16 protein-coding genes and 1 pseudogene are annotated in these 17,814 nt (G+C 44.0%); 10 read left to right on the top strand and 7 right to left on the bottom strand.

Annotated features, from left to right (window positions below):
• The first annotated feature begins 35 nt into the window (after positions 1-35).
• Positions 36-713, top strand: a complete 678-nt coding sequence (locus AC19MX_RS18175) for a TIGR01621 family pseudouridine synthase (RefSeq protein ID WP_498299345.1) — start codon at positions 36-38, stop codon at positions 711-713.
• Positions 714-757: 44 nt separating this feature from the next.
• On the opposite strand, the gene AC19MX_RS18170 is transcribed toward AC19MX_RS18175, so the two are convergent.
• Positions 758-1,942 (bottom strand): GGDEF domain-containing protein, encoded by a 1,185-nt coding sequence (locus AC19MX_RS18170; protein WP_498299344.1) that lies wholly within the window; start codon positions 1,940-1,942, stop codon positions 758-760.
• A 200-nt stretch (positions 1,943-2,142) separates the two neighbouring features.
• Here AC19MX_RS18170 and AC19MX_RS18165 point away from each other — a divergent pair, with 200 nt between their 5' ends.
• Both AC19MX_RS18165 and AC19MX_RS18160 read left to right on the top strand, forming a co-directional pair.
• On the top strand, positions 2,143-2,316 hold the full coding sequence (locus AC19MX_RS18165) for a YqaE/Pmp3 family membrane protein (protein WP_160055483.1): 174 nt from the start codon (positions 2,143-2,145) through the stop codon (positions 2,314-2,316).
• Between the two features lie 118 nt (positions 2,317-2,434).
• Positions 2,435-2,608, top strand: coding sequence for a DUF2986 domain-containing protein (locus AC19MX_RS18160; RefSeq protein WP_498299343.1), 174 nt, complete (start codon positions 2,435-2,437; stop codon positions 2,606-2,608).
• Between the two features lie 66 nt (positions 2,609-2,674).
• On the opposite strand, the gene moeB is transcribed toward AC19MX_RS18160, so the two are convergent.
• Together moeB and moeA are read right to left on the bottom strand one after the other, a co-directional pair.
• Positions 2,675-3,445 (bottom strand): molybdopterin-synthase adenylyltransferase MoeB, encoded by a 771-nt coding sequence (gene moeB, locus AC19MX_RS18155; RefSeq protein WP_498299341.1) that lies wholly within the window; start codon positions 3,443-3,445, stop codon positions 2,675-2,677.
• Between the two features lie 7 nt (positions 3,446-3,452).
• Positions 3,453-4,706 carry a molybdopterin molybdotransferase MoeA gene (moeA, locus tag AC19MX_RS18150; protein ID WP_498299339.1) on the bottom strand — a complete coding sequence of 418 codons (1,254 nt, stop codon included), beginning with the start codon at positions 4,704-4,706 and terminating at the stop codon, positions 3,453-3,455.
• A gap of 135 nt (positions 4,707-4,841) precedes the next feature.
• Here moeA and AC19MX_RS18145 point away from each other — a divergent pair.
• Both AC19MX_RS18145 and AC19MX_RS18140 read left to right on the top strand, forming a co-directional pair.
• Positions 4,842-5,141: pseudogene (locus AC19MX_RS18145) on the top strand (GIY-YIG nuclease family protein); the annotation flags it as partial.
• 50 nt (positions 5,142-5,191) lie between these two features.
• Entirely contained in the window at positions 5,192-6,061 is an 870-nt protein-coding gene (locus AC19MX_RS18140; protein ID WP_498299338.1) for a transporter substrate-binding domain-containing protein, read from the top strand.
• Between the two features lie 44 nt (positions 6,062-6,105).
• Here AC19MX_RS18140 and AC19MX_RS18135 read toward each other — a convergent pair whose 3' ends face one another.
• From AC19MX_RS18135 to hslR, 4 genes are all read right to left on the bottom strand, one after another.
• Positions 6,106-7,890 carry a M14 family metallopeptidase gene (locus AC19MX_RS18135; protein WP_498299393.1) on the bottom strand — a complete coding sequence of 595 codons (1,785 nt, stop codon included), beginning with the start codon at positions 7,888-7,890 and terminating at the stop codon, positions 6,106-6,108.
• Between the two features lie 221 nt (positions 7,891-8,111).
• Positions 8,112-9,668 (bottom strand): phosphoenolpyruvate carboxykinase, encoded by a 1,557-nt coding sequence (locus AC19MX_RS18130; protein WP_432404036.1) that lies wholly within the window; start codon positions 9,666-9,668, stop codon positions 8,112-8,114.
• 250 nt (positions 9,669-9,918) lie between these two features.
• Positions 9,919-10,779 (bottom strand): Hsp33 family molecular chaperone HslO, encoded by an 861-nt coding sequence (gene hslO, locus AC19MX_RS18125; RefSeq protein WP_432404033.1) that lies wholly within the window; start codon positions 10,777-10,779, stop codon positions 9,919-9,921.
• A 28-nt stretch (positions 10,780-10,807) separates the two neighbouring features.
• On the bottom strand, positions 10,808-11,206 hold the full coding sequence (gene hslR / locus AC19MX_RS18120) for a ribosome-associated heat shock protein Hsp15 (protein ID WP_432404030.1): 399 nt from the start codon (positions 11,204-11,206) through the stop codon (positions 10,808-10,810).
• Between the two features lie 253 nt (positions 11,207-11,459).
• Between hslR and gspC the strand changes: the two genes are divergently transcribed.
• From gspC to gspG, 5 genes are read left to right on the top strand one after another with little or no spacing between them, the layout of a single operon-like run.
• Entirely contained in the window at positions 11,460-12,374 is a 915-nt protein-coding gene (gene gspC, locus AC19MX_RS18115; RefSeq protein ID WP_498299337.1) for a type II secretion system protein GspC, read from the top strand.
• Positions 12,375-12,398: 24 nt separating this feature from the next.
• Positions 12,399-14,531, top strand: a complete 2,133-nt coding sequence (gene gspD, locus AC19MX_RS18110) for a type II secretion system secretin GspD (protein ID WP_498299336.1) — start codon at positions 12,399-12,401, stop codon at positions 14,529-14,531.
• A gap of 7 nt (positions 14,532-14,538) precedes the next feature.
• The gene (gene gspE, locus AC19MX_RS18105; protein ID WP_498299392.1) at positions 14,539-16,083 is read left to right on the top strand and encodes a type II secretion system ATPase GspE; all 1,545 of its coding nucleotides are present in this window, start codon (positions 14,539-14,541) and stop codon (positions 16,081-16,083) included.
• A 3-nt stretch (positions 16,084-16,086) separates the two neighbouring features.
• Positions 16,087-17,319: a type II secretion system inner membrane protein GspF gene (gene gspF, locus AC19MX_RS18100; protein WP_432404019.1), complete on the top strand. Its 1,233-nt coding sequence runs from the start codon at positions 16,087-16,089 to the stop codon at positions 17,317-17,319.
• 60 nt (positions 17,320-17,379) lie between these two features.
• On the top strand, positions 17,380-17,814 hold the full coding sequence (gene gspG / locus AC19MX_RS18095) for a type II secretion system major pseudopilin GspG (protein ID WP_498299335.1): 435 nt from the start codon (positions 17,380-17,382) through the stop codon (positions 17,812-17,814).

The following is a 17,814-nucleotide window of genomic DNA, read 5'->3' as shown; positions in this document are numbered from 1 at the left end:
GTTTAGCTGCGGGTATTATCGAGTTGGATTCATCAATGTATCAATTGCTGAGCGAGCAACCTGACTTTATTGTCATCAATAAAGCGCCTCATGTTCACTTTCATAGTCAAGATGGTAATGCAGGCGTTATTGCGCAAGCTGAAGCCGATTTAGGCTATAAGTTGTATCCGGTTCATCGTTTAGATACTCCCACCTCAGGGTTGTTAATCGTGGCTCGTTCGCCACAAGCCGCCAATGTGTTTACACAAATGTTTACGGCCCATCAAGTGCAAAAATACTATTTAGCCATTGCATTAGGTAAACCTAAAAAGAAGCAAGGTTGGATTGTCGGCGACATGGCAAAATCTCGCCGCAGTATGTACAAATTACTACGTACGACAGAAAACCCCGCTATGACGCAGTTTTTTTGCATGGGTATTAGTGAAGGGAAGCGCGCATACCTTTTAAAGCCATTAAGCGGTAAGACCCATCAATTACGTGTGGCATTAGCCAGCATTGGCGTGCCTATTTTAGGTGACACACTTTACGGTAAAGATACGAGCGATCGTTGTTACTTGCACGCATATAGTTTGTATTTTAACTATTTAGGCCAGCAATATGCCTTCCAGCAATTACCGACTCAAGGCGAGTGGTTTGTCGATACACCATTTATGACGATAGTCGCCGAGCAATGGCAACAACCCGATAGCTTAGCTTGGCCAACGAAAAGCTAGCTTGACCTGCAATATCAGCAAATATTCTATTGGCTATAGCCTATTTATTGAGACGATATTTTCAACTCTTTGGTGCAAATAGTGTTGCGGCCGGTATTTTTAGCAAGGTACATCGCCTCATCGGCTAATTGTAATAACTGCTCTACATTGATGTGGGTTTTGCTGGTCGCATAACCAATGCTTAAGGTGAGATTAATCTCTTGCTGTTGCCACTGTACAGATGTGCTATTGATTTTAGACTGAATTTTCTTGGCAACTATGTTGGCCTCATCAGCATTGGTTGATGGCAGAATAATCAAAAACTCTTCACCTCCGTAGCGGCAAATAAAATCGACTTTGCGTAGTGATTGCTGCAATAACGTCGCGGTATGTTTTAATACGGCATCCCCTGCAATATGGCCATAAGTGTCATTGACCTTTTTAAAGTGATCCAGGTCCAGCACCAATAAGCTATAAGCTGATCCGCTACGCTGCCACAGTGCATCCACTTCATCTAATTTATCGAGTAAGGCGTGTCGGTTCCATAACCCTGTGAGTTGATCTCTATTCACTAAACGAGCCACTTTATACACCAGCCGTGTCAGGGCATTACCGTATAACACTAAGTTAGTGAGCAGCAATAAAATGATATAGCTCCACATGACTATTGGCGCGTTAAGTTTATTGGCGGCAGAGAGTTTGGCCAAATCTTCAGGGTAGAGAAACAGTGCTACAGCTCGGGTGAGAAACAGGGCGCCCATAATAAAAAAAGGCACATTAATTAAAATGGCATAAAACATAGGCATGTGTTTTTTAGCTGTTTTGACGTTATCCAGGCCTGTGAGTGAGATCAACGTGGCCGCGGTGATGCTCATAATAATCACCAGATAAACGGCATACGCCAGAGAGGGCGGAACCAATAACATCAACAAGGCGCAGCTGGTTAACAATACCAGGTCAAACAGATACGATACCGGACGTTTAAATAAATGCTGGCAACCCCAACGCACCAATGCAAACCCCAATAAAATGGTCATGTCGGCAGTAAACCAGTATAAATAGTTAATGGTTTCGCTGCGTTGCGTGTAGAGCAGCACCCCTCCCACAGTGAGGGTGTTTGCTAGGGCGAAGCGCCAACTTGCTCTAGGAGCAATGCGGAACACGCCTGCGTATATTGCCCATGCAATGGCACAACTGCTACCGATTAAGCAAAAGAATTGAACGAAAATAATACTTTGGTTATGTTCCATATGACCTATCAGTATTGTTGCATTGGCTGGAGAATAGCGCGCCGGGAATTAACCATAGCACATCGTTAATAGAATACCTTGATAAGCGCGTTGTTAAACTGTTTGTAATCTTTATTGTAAATGTGTTGTTTAACAATCTGTATCTTATGCTATTTTTATAATTGTATTCTCTTAATTAAGCAACATAATAAGGATGAAAAATGGACACAAACAAATTATTACTGGTCATCATTGCGATATTGCTACCACCGTTAGCGGTATTTTTGAAAAAAGGCTTGGGTAAAGATTTACTGATTAACGTATTGCTGTGCTTTTTCTTTTTTATCCCGGGGCTTATTCATGCTTTGTGGGTGGTGTTACAAGAAGATTTATAAACGCTAAGCTATCTGCTGGCGGTTCAGGGGTTAAGCTAAGTTAAGCGTTAGAATGAATAGAGCCTGAGGGCGTTTGACGCTATAATCGCGCTGGTATTTTGTCGATGATGTGAATTATATGAACCGTAAAAAGAAAATTAACCAAACATTGAAAGCCAAGGCCAAAAAAGCCAACGCCAAGCTACATGCCGCGAATAAAAATCCGTACGTTGCGAAAGCGGATCGTGAACGTTTAGCGCAACAAGCATTAATGTCTGCAGAGGCCAACGCCAACGACGTGCCGGTAGAATAATAAAAGCACAGGAGTATTTATCCTCTTGTGCTTTTATTTTGGTTGATTTGGGATAGGTTACGTTTTTTACGCGCCGCTACCGCATACTTTGCATTGCGGTTGTTTCGGTAATGTCATTTGCCTAAACTCCATGGTCATCGCATCAACCATTAACAACTTTCCTGACAAAGCTTGTCCCATCGCGCTAATCACTTTGATGGCTTCCGTTGCCTGAATACAACCAATCATTCCTACCACGGGAGCTAAAATACCCGATTCGACACACGTTAATTGTTGCTCACCAAACAATGCACTAAAACATTGATAACATGGTGTATCAGCTTGATAGTCAAATACGGTTACTGTGCCTTCCATGCGTATAGCCGCCGCAGACACTAATGGTATCTTGTGCTTAAAACAGCTCTTATTGAGCTGCTCGCGCACCATAACGTTGTCGGTACAATCGAGTACCAAGCTGTGCTGACTGACTAACGTGTCGATTTCGGCATCATCTAAAAACGCATTTAACGCATTAATTTTGATGAGCGGATTGAGTTGAGCCAATGTTTGCTTAGCTGAATCGACTTTGGCTTGACCAATATTGGCATCAAAGTGTAAAACTTGACGTTGTAAGTTGGATAGCTCGACCGTGTCAAAGTCGACAATGGTTATTTCCCCTACGCCTGCTACAGCAAGGTATTGGCTAGCTGCACACCCTAAACCGCCGGATCCAATAATCAATACCTTTGCCAGTTTGAGTTTTTCTTGGCCTTCAATGTCCATTGCTTTAATGGATATTTGACGGCTGTAGCGCAACATCTCGTTGTCGCTCAAAATATCTTGGTCTACAGGCTGCATAATGCTCCTAGCAAAGTACGCTATTAAATGGCTCAACGGTGACGGTATTGCCCTTAGCCAAATCACCTTGATATTGCTCTAAAATGACAAAACAGTTGGCTAAACTCATTGACGTCAACATGCCAGAACCTTGGCCGCCGGTAATCGAAACTTGCAATTCGCCTGACTCATTTTGGCTTAATATGCCGCGTTGGTATTCTACTCGACCGGGTTGTTTGCGGATGTCTGTTTGTAATGTCGCTTGGCAAAACAGAGGGGCTTTGGGTGTCAACCCCTGCATTTTATGCAAAATAGGCAGAACGAGTTTGTAAAACGTCACCATCGATGACACCGGATTACCGGGTAACCCACAAAAGACTGCATTGCCAATTTTACCAAACGCAAACGGTTTGCCTGGTTTAATGGCTAATTTCCAAAAAGTAATTTGGCCTTCTTCAGATAAAATTTGTTTCGTAAAATCAGCCTCGCCAACAGATACGCCACCTGAGGTGAGCACCATATCGGCTTTACTTGCGGCCTCTTTAAATGCGCCGCGAATGGCTTCTTTATTATCGCTAATTACGCCAAGGTCTATCCATTCAACATTGCTTTTACTCAATAAGCCTTGGATTGAATAGCGGTTCGAATCATAAATTTGCCCAGGAGCAAGTTCGCTGCCAACAGGGCGTAGTTCATCACCGGTAGAGAAAAACGCGACTTTTAATTTACGAGTAACGCGCACCTGGCTAATGCCAATAGTGGCCAGAACGCCCATTTCAGCAGCTCGGATAGTCACGCCGCGATGCAATACTTTAGTGCCGGCTTGTAACTCTTCTGCCCGTTTGCGTACATTAGCGCCTAACTTATGTGGATGGCCGATAGTAATGTTATCGCCGTTAGCTTGAGCGTTTTCTTGCATTTGCACCGTATCATAACCGACTGGTAAAGGGGCGCCAGTCATGATGCGGATACACGTATTAGGCTGCGCTTTACCGTGAAATGGATGGCCTGCAAACGAACTGCCAACTAATGGCAGAGTCGTACTTTCTTGGCTACTGTCTAAATCAGCATACCTAAATGCGAAGCCGTCCATAGCTGAGTTATCAAATGGCGGTAAATCAATACTCGAGGCTAAGTCTTCTGCGAGCACTCTGTCCATTGCATGATTCAGCGTGACGAGTTCAGTGTCTTGCGTTGCCTCTACTTGAGCTAATAATTGCTCAATAGCTTGGTCTGGATGCAATAATGTCGGTTGGGCGCAAGGGTCTTGATTGTTTGGCATCTGAACTTCCTTAATGAATACCTAAGGCACTCTTTTAGTGCCTGAGTTAAAAATGATGTTCGCTATTAATAGCGCTTAGTATGCCATGATGGTAAAAGAGTTTTATGATCATACTTAAGGTTTTTCTCGTTTATGTCACAAACTGAAGCGGTTTCTTCATGGTATTTATACATTATTCGGTGTGCTAATTCGCATTTGTACACTGGGATAACGACCGATGTTAAGCGTCGATTTGCTGAGCATCAAAGTAGTGGACCCAAGGCTGCCAAGTTTTTAAAAGGTAAAGGCCCGTTAACACTGGTTTATCAAGAGCCACAAATTGATCGCAGTACGGCATTAAAGCGTGAAATTACCATTAAAAAGATGTCGCGCCAGCAAAAATTACAACTGGTTACACAATTTGCCGCATTAAACACAAATATCGCTGATGACTAATTGTTTTTACGGCTAATCTTGTTAAGTCAGATCACTGTGGATTGAAGGTATTGATATATAAATCAGGGTTTTTTTCGATAGTATTGTGTTTATTATCAGTGCAGGTGTGTGCTGAGGATGTCGTACGTATACAACCTTCGCAATCTCTAGATAATACCTCCTATCAATATTATGTCGACTTATTGCAATTAGTGCTCGACACCACCTCTGATGAATTTGGTCCTGCGCATATTGTGACGTTGGAATCGTCTCTATCACAATCGCGCGGCTTTGTGATGTTAAAAAATAAGCAGCTAGATGTGTATTGGGCGGGTACAAGCCTTGAGCGTGAACGCGATTATCTTGCGGTAACGGTGCCATTAGTGGGTGGCTTATTGGGTAATCGTGTGCCAGTGATTGCGCGTAATCGCTTAAGTGAGTTTGCCAAGATTACGACGGCAGAGCAATTACAAAAAATGGTTGCTTGCCAAGGTAGCCAGTGGCCAGATTCAGATATTTTGGAGTACAACGGTTACCGGGTTGAGCGGGTGATTTCTTTCCCGTTAATGTACACCATGCTAGAGCAGCAACGTTGTGATTATTTTCCGCGTGGCATTAACGAAGCCTTTGCAGAAGTGGGCGCTCAAGGTCATGAAACATTGATGGTGTATGACAAATTAATTTTACGTTACCCATTACCGATGTACTTTTTTGTGAACAAGCAAAATCAGCCTCTGGTTAAACGTCTTACCCAAGGACTGTTACAATTACTCGCCAATGGCAAATTAAGCGAATTTATTATGCACCATCCCACCACAACCTCCATATTCCCCTTAAGTCGCTTTCAAAATAGCCGAATATTGCTACTCGACAATCCTATTTTGCCGGCCGATTTTTATGAGCGAGAATATAATCATTGGATTGATTTCCCTAAAGAATAAAAGCGCCGAAGCGCTTTTATTCTTTTTAAAACGAGTGAGTTGAGCTATTTCATGGCTCTAAGCACCGGGTAAACCAAGTATTGTTGGTCGTAATACGGACTACGCTGATAAAACCAACGTAATCTAGCTTTACTGTTTTTTGCAAAAGCAGGGTCTTTGAGTGCTTGAGCAAACTCCGTTTGTAATGCCGGATTATCAGCTAACATTTTTGCCGCCAACGGCTCGACTGCGTAATCTTCAATGTATTCTGTTTGAGTGAAAATGGTATTGAAAAACCCCCAGTAAAACAGCGAATCCTCAGCCTGCGGCTCTAATAACAACATGGCTAAATCCCCTAAAGGTTGATCGGTTGTAATACGAACAGTTCCTACGGGAAGTTGAGCATTCACTTTGCTAGTCGTAGTTGTGGCCGTAACAGTTTGATGGCCTTCATAATCAGCACTTGAAAAACTGGGGTCGCTAAATTGATATTGCTGTGCTGCAATTTGTGTGGGTTTTTCAAGTCGAGTCATACGAATGCCATGCAGTGATAAACGTTCAATCACTGTGGTCCATTGCGGGGGAATATAATAGGCAACAGGTCGTGAAACAATAATGTCTGCTTTGGTGTTGGCCACCACAGGAATATTGGCATACAGCTTAGGCTCACCTGTCCAGCGTACGACCTCAGCGCCGCTTATTGGGCTGGTTTCAATGCGGTAATCAATGCCTTTAAAATCGCGGCCTTGAGGTAATACTTCATTTTTCCAGGTGAGCGCTAGTTGGCTTGAGTTGCGGTATTTGTCTGCGTAAATGGCTGATTTTAATTTAGTGCTATTTTTCGCCACCGTTTTTAACGTTTGCTCCAACATCACATAGGTACCGAGGACGCGTTGTTTGTAAGGTTTAAGGCTGTGATTTTCGATTAAAATAGTCGGCAAATGACGGGCATCGCCATAACCATTTGAAAAGCGTGGGCTGGGGTTCCATAACGACACCCCTTTGGCCATGTCGGCATTATCGACAGCAAACACTAACTGCCCAGGAATATGACCTTGCTCAGTGAGTGCGGCTTCTATTGCGGGGCGATAGACCGTTTCTAACCAGTTAAAACTGCTAGGGCTGTAACCTTGTTTTACGTTGTAGCCGAAAGTGACATCGTACTGGTAGTCAATGCCATCGGTAACGTGTACATCGATGTACAAATCGGGTTGCCAAATATTGATGGCGCGGATGAGGTGCTGCATTTCAAGCGCATCCGCTTTGGCATAATCTCGGTTTAAGTTGAGATTATTAGCCGTGGTACGCCAGCCCATATTGATTGGTCCACGCTGATTAACCCGATTATATTCACTGCTGCGCTCGTGGGCATCAACACTTAATATGGGTACAAATAAAAAATTAACGTTTTCGAGTAGCGCGCGTTTATTGCCATGGCTCATGTCTCTAAGCAGCATCATTCCGGCATCTTTACCGTCGATTTCCCCTGAGTGGATACCGGCTTGCACAAGCACTGTGGCCTTACCATTATCGCTTAACGTTTTTGCCGTTTCAGCACCTTCACTTGAGGCGACGATCATCCATATATCACGGCCTTGTGGGCTTTTTCCTAGGCTGACTTTATGCAATAAATCACTACTGTCGACGAGTTTATCTAACCACGCGACGGTGTCGTTGTAGTTTGGTGTACTCAGGTAACCTTGCTGTTCAAAAGGTGTCGCCCACGGTTGTTCTGCGTTTATGAGAAGGGCTTCACTCGCACCAGCCCACGGTTTGATTGGCGGTAGTATGCTGTCGTTTATAAAGGTATTGGCTTGCTCAATAGCCGTTTGCGCTGTTGGCTGAATCATATCTTCAGCTGCAATACTCAAGGTTGCGCAAAATAACAAAGGGCTAACCCATAAACTAGCAAGCAAAGTACGGTGCATGAAGACCTCTAGGTAATGATGTTGGGTATAAACTGAAACGGCATCATAGCACTACCCTTTAATGAATATGAGGCTACACAATAAAAAATCCCAACGTAAGTTGGGATTTTAATGGTGTCTCTTTGGGTTAACCGAGTCGTCGTTTAGACTTTAGGACCAGCCTGCTTAATGGCATCAGAGACGTGATACTTGGCAAAGTTGTCGCTGAACTCTTGCGCTAATTGTTGTGCATACTGGTTGTATTGTGCAGCATCGCTCCAGGTGTTAACCGGATTAAGTAGCTTGCTGTCTACGCCTGTTACAGCCACAGGTACATTAAGATTGAGTTTATCGATGTGGACGGTTTCCACATCTTTTAGCTCACCACTAACAATCGCATCGACAATGGCACGAGTTGTTGGAATGTCAAAACGCTTACCGACACCGTGTGGGCCGCCAGTCCAGCCAGTATTAACTAAGTACACTTGGCTACCAAATGATTCGATACGCTTCATGAGTAGTTCGGCATATACGCCGGCTGGACGCGGGAAAAAGGGCGCGCCAAAACAAGTTGAGAACGTTGACTGAATGGCAGAGGTTGAACCCATTTCAGTCGAACCCACTTTTGCCGTGTAGCCAGACAAGAAGTGGTAAGCAGCTTGCTCTTTACTTAATACCGATACTGGCGGTAAAACACCTGACACGTCACAAGTTAAGAAAACGACAGCATGCGGTTCAGCGCCACGATTTTCAACTTTACGTTGAGCAATATGCTCAAGTGGGTAAGCTGCACGGCTGTTTTCAGTTAAGCTAGTGTCGTTGTAGTTAGGTACGCGTTGTTCATCAAGTACCACGTTTTCTAATACCGTACCAAAACGAATCGCATCCCAAATCACAGGCTCATTTTTTTGGCTTAGATCGATACATTTAGCGTAACAACCACCTTCGATATTGAAAACCCCACCTGGCGCCCAACCGTGTTCGTCGTCACCAATTAAAAAGCGCTTCGGATCGGCTGACAGGGTGGTTTTACCTGTGCCAGACAAACCAAAGAATAAGGTGGTATCGCCTTCATGGCCTACGTTTGCCGAACAATGCATTGGCAAAACACCTTTAGCGGGTAGCAAGAAGTTTTGCACTGAGAACATCGACTTTTTCATTTCTCCAGCGTACTTCAAACCAGCAAGCAGCACTTTGCGTTCGGCAAAGTTAAGGATCACGGCCGCTTCTGAGTTAGTGCCGTCACGCTCTGGTTCACACACAAAGCCTGGGGCATTAATAATTTGCCATGTGTCTTTGTTATTACGGTTAAAGACTTCAGGGGTAATGAATAAGTTGCGGGCAAAAATCTGGTGCCATGCATATTCGGTTGTCACTTGAACTGGAATGTAGTGGTCGTCATCGGCACCGACTTCAAGCTCAGACATAAACAGTTCTTTGTCTGCAAGGTAGGCTTCAACACGACCCCATAAGGCATCAAATTTACCGGCATCAAACGGGCGGTTCACTTTGCCCCATTCGATATCAGCTTCGGTAGCGGGGTCTTTAACTATAAAACGGTCGTTAGGTGAGCGACCTGTTCTTTCTCCGGTTTTGGCCACTAATGCACCGTTGGCGGTGAGCTGACCTTCTCCACGAAGTAGCGCGATTTCAACAAGCTGGGCTGTCGTAGGGTTAAGGTTAACGCGGTGTGATAAATCCGCCATAGTGTTGATCTCCATGTCTTTTAGGTCGGGTTTCGCAATGAATCGTTATTATAGGTTTCGCGGTGCTATTTTTAGCTCGGTATTATTATTGCGCGCTGGCTGTATAAGCTAATGGGGCGATTGTATCTGAAGTTGACGCTTTGGTAACGAACAGTTTGGTAATTTTTCTGAAAGTTTTTGGCGTTAAGTATTATTAAGTCAAATTTTAGGCATAAAAAAAGCGCGTTATGCGCTTTTTTTGTAATTGATTACGTAATGGGAATCTTTATTGCTGTGAATCACTACTGTGGCTGCCTGCGTATAAAGCGGCAATATCGATAGCATCAAATGAATAGGTAATTTTACAGTATTCACAACCCATATCGATTTTACCCTCTTCAGCTAAAATCACTTCAATTTCTGCTTGAGAGAGCGTCTTGATCGCTGAACCACTTCGTTCACGTGAACACGTGCATTTAAACGTCACATCAACAGGATCAAATAAACGCACTTCTTCCTGGTGATATAAGCGGTGCAGCACATCTGGCGCATCTAGGCTAAACAACTCTTCGGCTTTGATGGTGGCCGTAAGGGTTGATAAGTGTTCGAAGTCATCATTTTGATCAGACTTTGTCGGTAATACTTGCAATAGCATACCGGCAGCTTGTTTGCCGTTAGCAAATAACTTGATTTGCGTAGGTAACTGCTCAGACTGATTAAAATACTCTTCTAAACAGGCGGCTAAATCGACATGTTCTAACGACACAATACCTTGGTAACGCTCACCTTCGTCTGGTGTTAGGGTAATGACCATATAGCCTTTACCAAACATGTCCTGCAAACTTGCATCGTCTGCAATGTCGCCTTTCCAGCGTGATACACCACGTAATACTTGTTCGTTATTGCCGTTAATTACCGCTAATGATACCGGACCGTCGCCTTGCAGTTGCACGCTAATGTCACCGGTAAACTTGATCGTTGCGGTTAATAACGACGTTGCAGCCATTAACTCACCTAACAAATGTTGTACTGCAACTGGATACTCGTGAGCAGATAGCACCTCTTGATAGCTATTCTCAAGCTGGACTATTTCACCGCGAACATCTGCATTATCAAATAGGTAGCGATGTAAAATATCGTTGTTCATCTTTACTCTCTTAACTCTTTTTAGTCGCTTAAACGTCTTTAAAGCGCATAAGCTGTCGTCGTTGTTTTTTATCCGGCTTATGATCTGGTGCCGGATTATTCAAAATATTGAGCCGTCTCGCTTCAGCGTTAATGATGCGTTTGCTAATGCTCTCGGGGGTTTCTTCGTACAAAGTTTGCGCAATATTAGCACCTTGTCGATGGCCGGATAACACCATGATAATCAATTCTTTATCATCATTACCCTGGCGCAGACGAATTTTTGCACCGACTTCAGCATTCTTGCTGGATTTCGTCCGTTGGCCGTTGTAATGTACTTTACCGCCGTTAATCATGTCTTTTGCAATGGCGCGGGTTTTATAAAATCGTGCCGCCCATAACCATTTATCTAACCGAATAATGCTCTTTTCGGACTGAGTTTGATTCAAATGGCCTCCAAAACAGGGATGATTTCACAGACTGAGTAATCTAACTGCCATACAATGTCAGTATTATTGCAATATGGGGTTAAATTGAGCCTCATTTGTGCGCGCAAACTTAGCATATTTGGTGCAGTTTCGCCAATTGATATGCGCTAGGGTTGTTGCTTTATCTTCTGTAGGTTAGCATGACGACTAAGTATTACTTTTCAACAATTAGAACAGAGACCTGTACCAAGACGTATAGAGGGTCCAATTATATATGGATTTATTAGATAAACTGATCACCAAAGCAGCCACTGTGCCGCATAAGCCGTTAAGTGTAGCTGTATTTTTGTGTGGATTAGTCATTGTGTTGCTACTTGCTGCACAAATTACATGGAAGTTGATGCCAGTGTCATCGCAATCTGCGACGTGGCAACCATCCCCCATTTCTGCAAGCACTGCTAAGCGCATAGAGCTTTCTGGTGTGCGTAACCTATTACTGTTTGGCCGTGTTGATGGCAACCCGAATAAACCTAAGCCTGAAGCTGTTGAGCAAATAACCGATGCACCTAAAACTAACTTGTCTATTCAGTTAACGGGTGTGGTTGCCTCAACTGCTGAAGAACAAGGTTTAGCGGTGATTGAGTCTAGCGGTCAGCAAGACACCTACAGCTTAGGCGATAAAATTAAAGGCACATCGGCATCATTAAAAGAAGTCTATGCCGACAGGATTATTATCACTAATGGTGGTCGCTACGAAACCTTGATGCTAGACGGTCTTAAGTACACAACGCAAAGCCAGGCCAACGAGCAGTTACAACAAGCTAAGGTCGATCAAAAAGTGACTCGAGTGGATCGTCGCAGTAATCAAGATTTTTCCGAAGAACTGTCTAATTCACGAGATGAATTATTAGCCGACCCCAGTAAAATTACCGACTTTTTAGCCATTTCACCTGTGCGTAGCGGTGAAGAGCTTTCTGGCTATCGCTTAAACCCGGGTAAAGATGCGGCCTTGTTTAAGCAAGCGGGTTTTCAGGCTAATGACTTAGCGAAATCAATTAATGGATTTGATCTGACCGATATGGGTCAGGCTTTAGAAGTGATGGCGCAACTGCCTGAGCTCACCGAAATGGCTGTCATGGTAGAGCGTGAAGGGCAGTTGGTCGAAATCATGTTTAGTTTGCCACAATAATTTGGCGTTAGAGGATTGAGTAAAATGAATAACAAAGGGATCCGACATAAGATTATTGCTGGAATGTTAGTGGGTGCTGCCATGATGGCTGCGCCGATGGCCTGGTCGGAACAATATGCGGCTAATTTTAAAGGCACTGATATTCAAGAGTTTATTAATATTGTCGGTAAAAACCTCAATAAAACCATCATTGTTGATCCTACCGTACGCGGTAAAATTAACGTCCGTAGTTACGACTTATTAAATGATGAGCAATATTACCAATTCTTCTTAAACGTGTTGCAGGTTTATGGCTATGCCGTGGTTGAAATGGAAAACCACGTCATTAAAGTCATTAAAGACAAAGACGCTAAAACATCAGCCATTCGTGTTGCCGATGATAATGCGCCTGGCTTAGGTGACGAAATGGTGACCCGCGTGGTGCCATTGTATAACTCTGAAGCTAAGCAACTTGCGCCTCTTTTGCGTCAGTTAAACGACAATGCTGGTGGCGGTAACGTGGTTAACTACGACCAAGCCAACGTATTAATGATTTCTGGTCGAGCTGCGGTAGTCAACAAATTAGTTGAAATCGTGCGTAGAGTCGATAAGCAAGGTGACACAGCGGTTGAAGTGGTGACATTAAACTACGCATCGGCCGGTGAAATCGTTCGTATCGTAGATACCTTGTACCGTTCAACGGCTAACCAAGCGCAATTACCTGGGCAAGCTCCAAAAGTAGTAGCCGATGAGCGCATGAACGCTGTGGTTGTCAGTGGCGATGAAAAAAGCCGTGAGCGCGTCATTGAGTTAATTCAACGTCTCGACGCTGAGCAAGCCAATACGGGTAATACCAAAGTACGCTATTTACGTTATGCCAAAGCTGAAGACTTAGTTGAGGTATTAACCGGTTTCGCACAAAACCTACAAGAAAATAAAGATGGCGGCACCGCAGCACAGGGCAGCACAACTAAACGTCGTAATGATATTAATATCATGGCGCATGCAGACACCAACTCATTGGTGATCAGCGCTGAACCCGATCAGTTACGGACCATTGAAAGTGTAATTAACCAGTTAGACATTCGCCGTGCACAGGTTTTAGTTGAAGCGATTATTGTTGAAATTGCCGAAGGTGATAACGTCGGTTTTGGTGTGCAATGGGGCAGCACTTCCGGTGGTTTAACCCAATTTAATAATATCGGTCCAAGCATCAGTGAAATTGGTGCAGGGGTTCTCGCTGCGCAAGAGGAAGACGGTACCTCTGTATCTATTATCAATGAGGACGGTACTGAAAAGAAAACAACCAATCCTACTACAGATGGTGATTACACTTTAATAGCCCAAGCGCTTGGCAAAGTGAATGGCATGGCGTGGGGCGTGGCGTCTGGTAACTTTGGCGCGTTAATTCAAGCGGTATCCAGTGACACCAATTCAAACGTATTAGCCACACCTTCAATCACCACGTTAGATAACCAAGAAGCATCATTTATTGTCGGTGATGAAGTCCCGATTATTACTGGCTCAACCTCCAGCTCAAATAACGACAACCCTTTCCAAACGGTTGAGCGTAAAGAAGTGGGCGTTAAGCTAAAAGTGGTGCCGCAAATTAACGAAGGCTCGTCGGTTAAATTAACCATCGAACAAGAAGTGTCGGGTGTAAACGGTAATACAGGTGTTGATATCAGTTTTTCCACTCGTCGATTAACCACCACTGTGATGGCCGACTCAGGTCAAATTGTGGTTTTAGGTGGTTTGATCAATGAAGAAGTACAAGAAAGTATCCAAAAAGTACCAATCTTGGGCGATATTCCATTTTTAGGTCATCTGTTTAAATCTTCTTCAAGTAAAAAGACCAAGAAAAACCTGATGATTTTCATCAAGCCAACGATTATCCGCGATGGTATGACAATGGAAGGTATTGCAGGTCGTAAATACAATTACTTCCGTGCTCTACAACTTGAGCAACAGGGTCGTGGTATTAATTTAATGCCAAATACCCAGGTGCCAGTGCTAGAAGAGTGGAGCCAAGAAGCCTACTTGCCAGATGAAGTCAATGACATGCTTGACCGCTATAAAAGCGGTAAAGGATTGAGCACTGACATGCGTGAATCAGATGCGGCTTTAAAAGTCATCGATGAAAGCATGCAAAAGGACAGGGCTCAAGACAATGATTGATAGTGCAATGACAGAGCCGTTAGCTCAAGTATCAAGTGATGTTGCCCTGGAAGTGGTCGAAGGCGATGAAGTTTTTCACTCGAACAGTAAAGAGCGTCTGCCGTTTGCGTTTTCGCATCGCTTTCAGTTGGTATTAGCCAAAGAAAACGAGCAACTTTGTTTATTTTATACCGACAATACACCGCTAAACGCCATGCTAGAAGTCAGGCGTTATGCGGGCGTTGAGCTAGCCGTAATAAAGTTAGAAGTGGCTAAGTTTGAAGCTAAGTTAACCCAGGCTTACCAAGCTAACTCTTCAGAAGCACAACAGCTTATGGAAGATATTGGTAATGAAATGGACTTGTTTACCCTAGCCGAAGAATTACCGCAAACAGAAGACTTACTTGAAGGTGACGACGACGCGCCCATTATTAAATTAATTAATGCGTTGCTGTCTGAAGCGATTAAAGAAGAAGCGTCAGATATTCACGTCGAAACCTATGAAAAACAGCTTGTGGTACGTTTTCGTATCGATGGTGTACTAAAAGAAGTCTTAAAGCCAAACCGTAAATTGTCATCCTTATTAGTGTCGCGTATTAAGGTGATGGCGCGTTTAGACATTGCCGAAAAACGTTTACCGCAAGATGGCCGTATTTCATTGCGTATTGCCGGCCGTGCAGTCGATGTACGTGTGTCGACCATGCCATCGAGCCATGGCGAACGTGTGGTAATGCGTTTATTAGACAAAAATACCGGTAATTTAGATCTACAGCAGTTAGGTATGACGGCGGGTATTCGTGAACAATTTGATGAATTAATCCGTAAACCTCACGGCATTATTTTGGTGACCGGTCCAACCGGTTCGGGTAAAAGTACCACCTTGTATGCCGGCTTAACTGAGATTAACTCTAAAGATACCAACATCCTAACTGTTGAAGATCCTATCGAGTACGAGCTAGAAGGTATCGGTCAAACTCAAGTAAATACCAAAGTCGACATGACCTTTGCTAGGGGCCTGCGTGCTATTTTACGTCAAGATCCCGATGTGGTCATGATTGGTGAAATTCGCGACCTTGAAACCGCTCAAATTGCAGTTCAAGCCTCGCTAACGGGTCACTTAGTCATTTCAACGCTGCACACTAACTCTGCATCGGGCGCAATTACACGTCTACAAGACATGGGCGTTGAACCGTTCCTCGTGTCATCCAGTTTACTTGGCGTTTTGGCTCAGCGCCTTATTCGTACATTATGCCCAACGTGTAAAGAAGCCCACGAGCCAGATGAACGTGAACGTGAATTATTAGGCATTACTGCTAACGATACCCAAATCATTTATCGCGCCAAAGGGTGTAAGGCTTGTAGCCAAAATGGTTATCGTGGTCGAACCGGTATTCATGAACTTCTTATTGTTGATGACAATATCCGTGAGTTAATTCATGGTGGTCGTGGTGAGTTAGCCATTGAAAAATATGCCAGAAAGTCGATACCAAGTATTCGTCACGACGGCATGAGCAAGGTGTTAGCGGGTGTTACCACGTTAGAAGAAGTGCTACGCGTGACTCGCGAGGAATAATCAATGGCAGCGTTTGAATACAAAGCCCTTGATAGCAAAGGCAAACAGCAAAAAGGAGTGATAGAGGCAGATACTGCACGTCATGCTCGTAGTCAGCTACGTGAGCAACGTCTTATGCCGCTTGAACTGCAACCTGTTAGTGAGAAAGAAGCCCGTTCGCAACGCGGCGGCTTTAGCCTTGCTAACCTGTTTAAAAAACGAATTTCTGTTGCCGAGCTTGCATTAATCACTCGGCAAATTGCCACCTTAGTGGCGGCAGGCTTACCGATTGAAGAAGCATTAAAAGCGGTTGGGCAACAATCTGAAAAAGCCCGCTTGGGTAATATGATCATGGCGGTTCGTTCTCGAGTCGTTGAAGGTTATAGCTTAGCCGACTCTATGGCTGAGTTTCCGCATGTATTTGACGATTTGTATCGCGCCATGGTTGCCTCTGGTGAAAAGTCGGGCCATTTAGAAGTGGTACTGAATCGTCTTGCTGACTATACCGAGCGTCGCCAACAACTTAAGTCCAAACTCACTCAAGCCATGATTTATCCTATTGTGCTGACGGTTGTCGCCATTGGTGTCATTGCCGTATTACTTGCCGCAGTAGTGCCTAAAGTCGTCGGTCAGTTTGAACATATGGGCCAAGAGCTTCCTGGTACCACACAATTTTTAATCCTAGCGTCTGACTTTGTGCAACATTGGGGTGTGCTGGTGGTCTTAATTTTGTTTGGCGGTTTAATATTATTTCAGCGCATGCTGACCAGGCCAAGTATGCGAATGAAGTACGATAGCGCGTTACTTAATACACCTATTATTGGTAAAGTTAGCAAAGGCTTAAATACTGCACGTTTTGCCCGCACCTTAAGTATTTTGTCTGCCAGTTCAGTGCCACTACTTGATGGCATGCGTATTGCGAGTGAAGTATTACAAAACGTCAAAGTGCGCGCCGCGGTAGATGATGCAACGGCGCGTGTGCGTGAGGGAACCAGTTTGGGTGCCGCGTTGACTAATACTAAGTTATTCCCTGCGATGATGCTGTATATGATCGCCTCAGGTGAAAAAAGTGGCCAATTAGAAAATATGCTCGAACGCGCCGCAGACAACCAAGACCGTGAGTTTGAGTCTAACGTCAATATCGCCTTAGGGGTTTTTGAACCCATGCTAGTCGTGAGTATGGCGTCGGTTGTACTCTTTATCGTGATGGCTATTTTGCAGCCAATATTAGAATTAAATAACTTAATCAGTGGCTAAGCACAATACGCAAAGCCAGCTAGCTCAAAATTTTGAGTCATTTTTAGAAGGAAGTCTTTAATGCAACAACACAGTAAACAACGCGGTTTCACCTTACTCGAAGTGATGGTGGTGATTGTTATTTTAGGTATTTTAGCGTCAATGGTTGTGCCTAACTTAATGGGCAACAAAGATAAAGCGGATCAACAAAAAGCGGTTTCAGATATTGTTGCGCTCGAAAATGCTTTAGACATGTATAAATTAGATAACAGTATTTACCCAACAACAGAGCAAGGCCTTGACGCATTAGTACAAAAAACCACGTCATCGCCAGAGCCACGTAATTTTCGTGACGGTGGTTATGTTAAGCGTTTACCGCAGGATCCATGGCGCAATGACTATTTACTGTTAAGCCCAGGTGAAAATGGCAAAATTGATATCTTTAGTTCGGGTCCAGACGGACAACCAGGGACTGAAGATGATATTGGCAGCTGGAATCTACAAGACTTCCAATAA

This window comes from Shewanella sp. MF05956, assembly GCF_059758055.1.
Note: the sequence above shows the minus strand (reverse complement) of the source record. Positions and strands in the feature narration are given on the sequence as shown.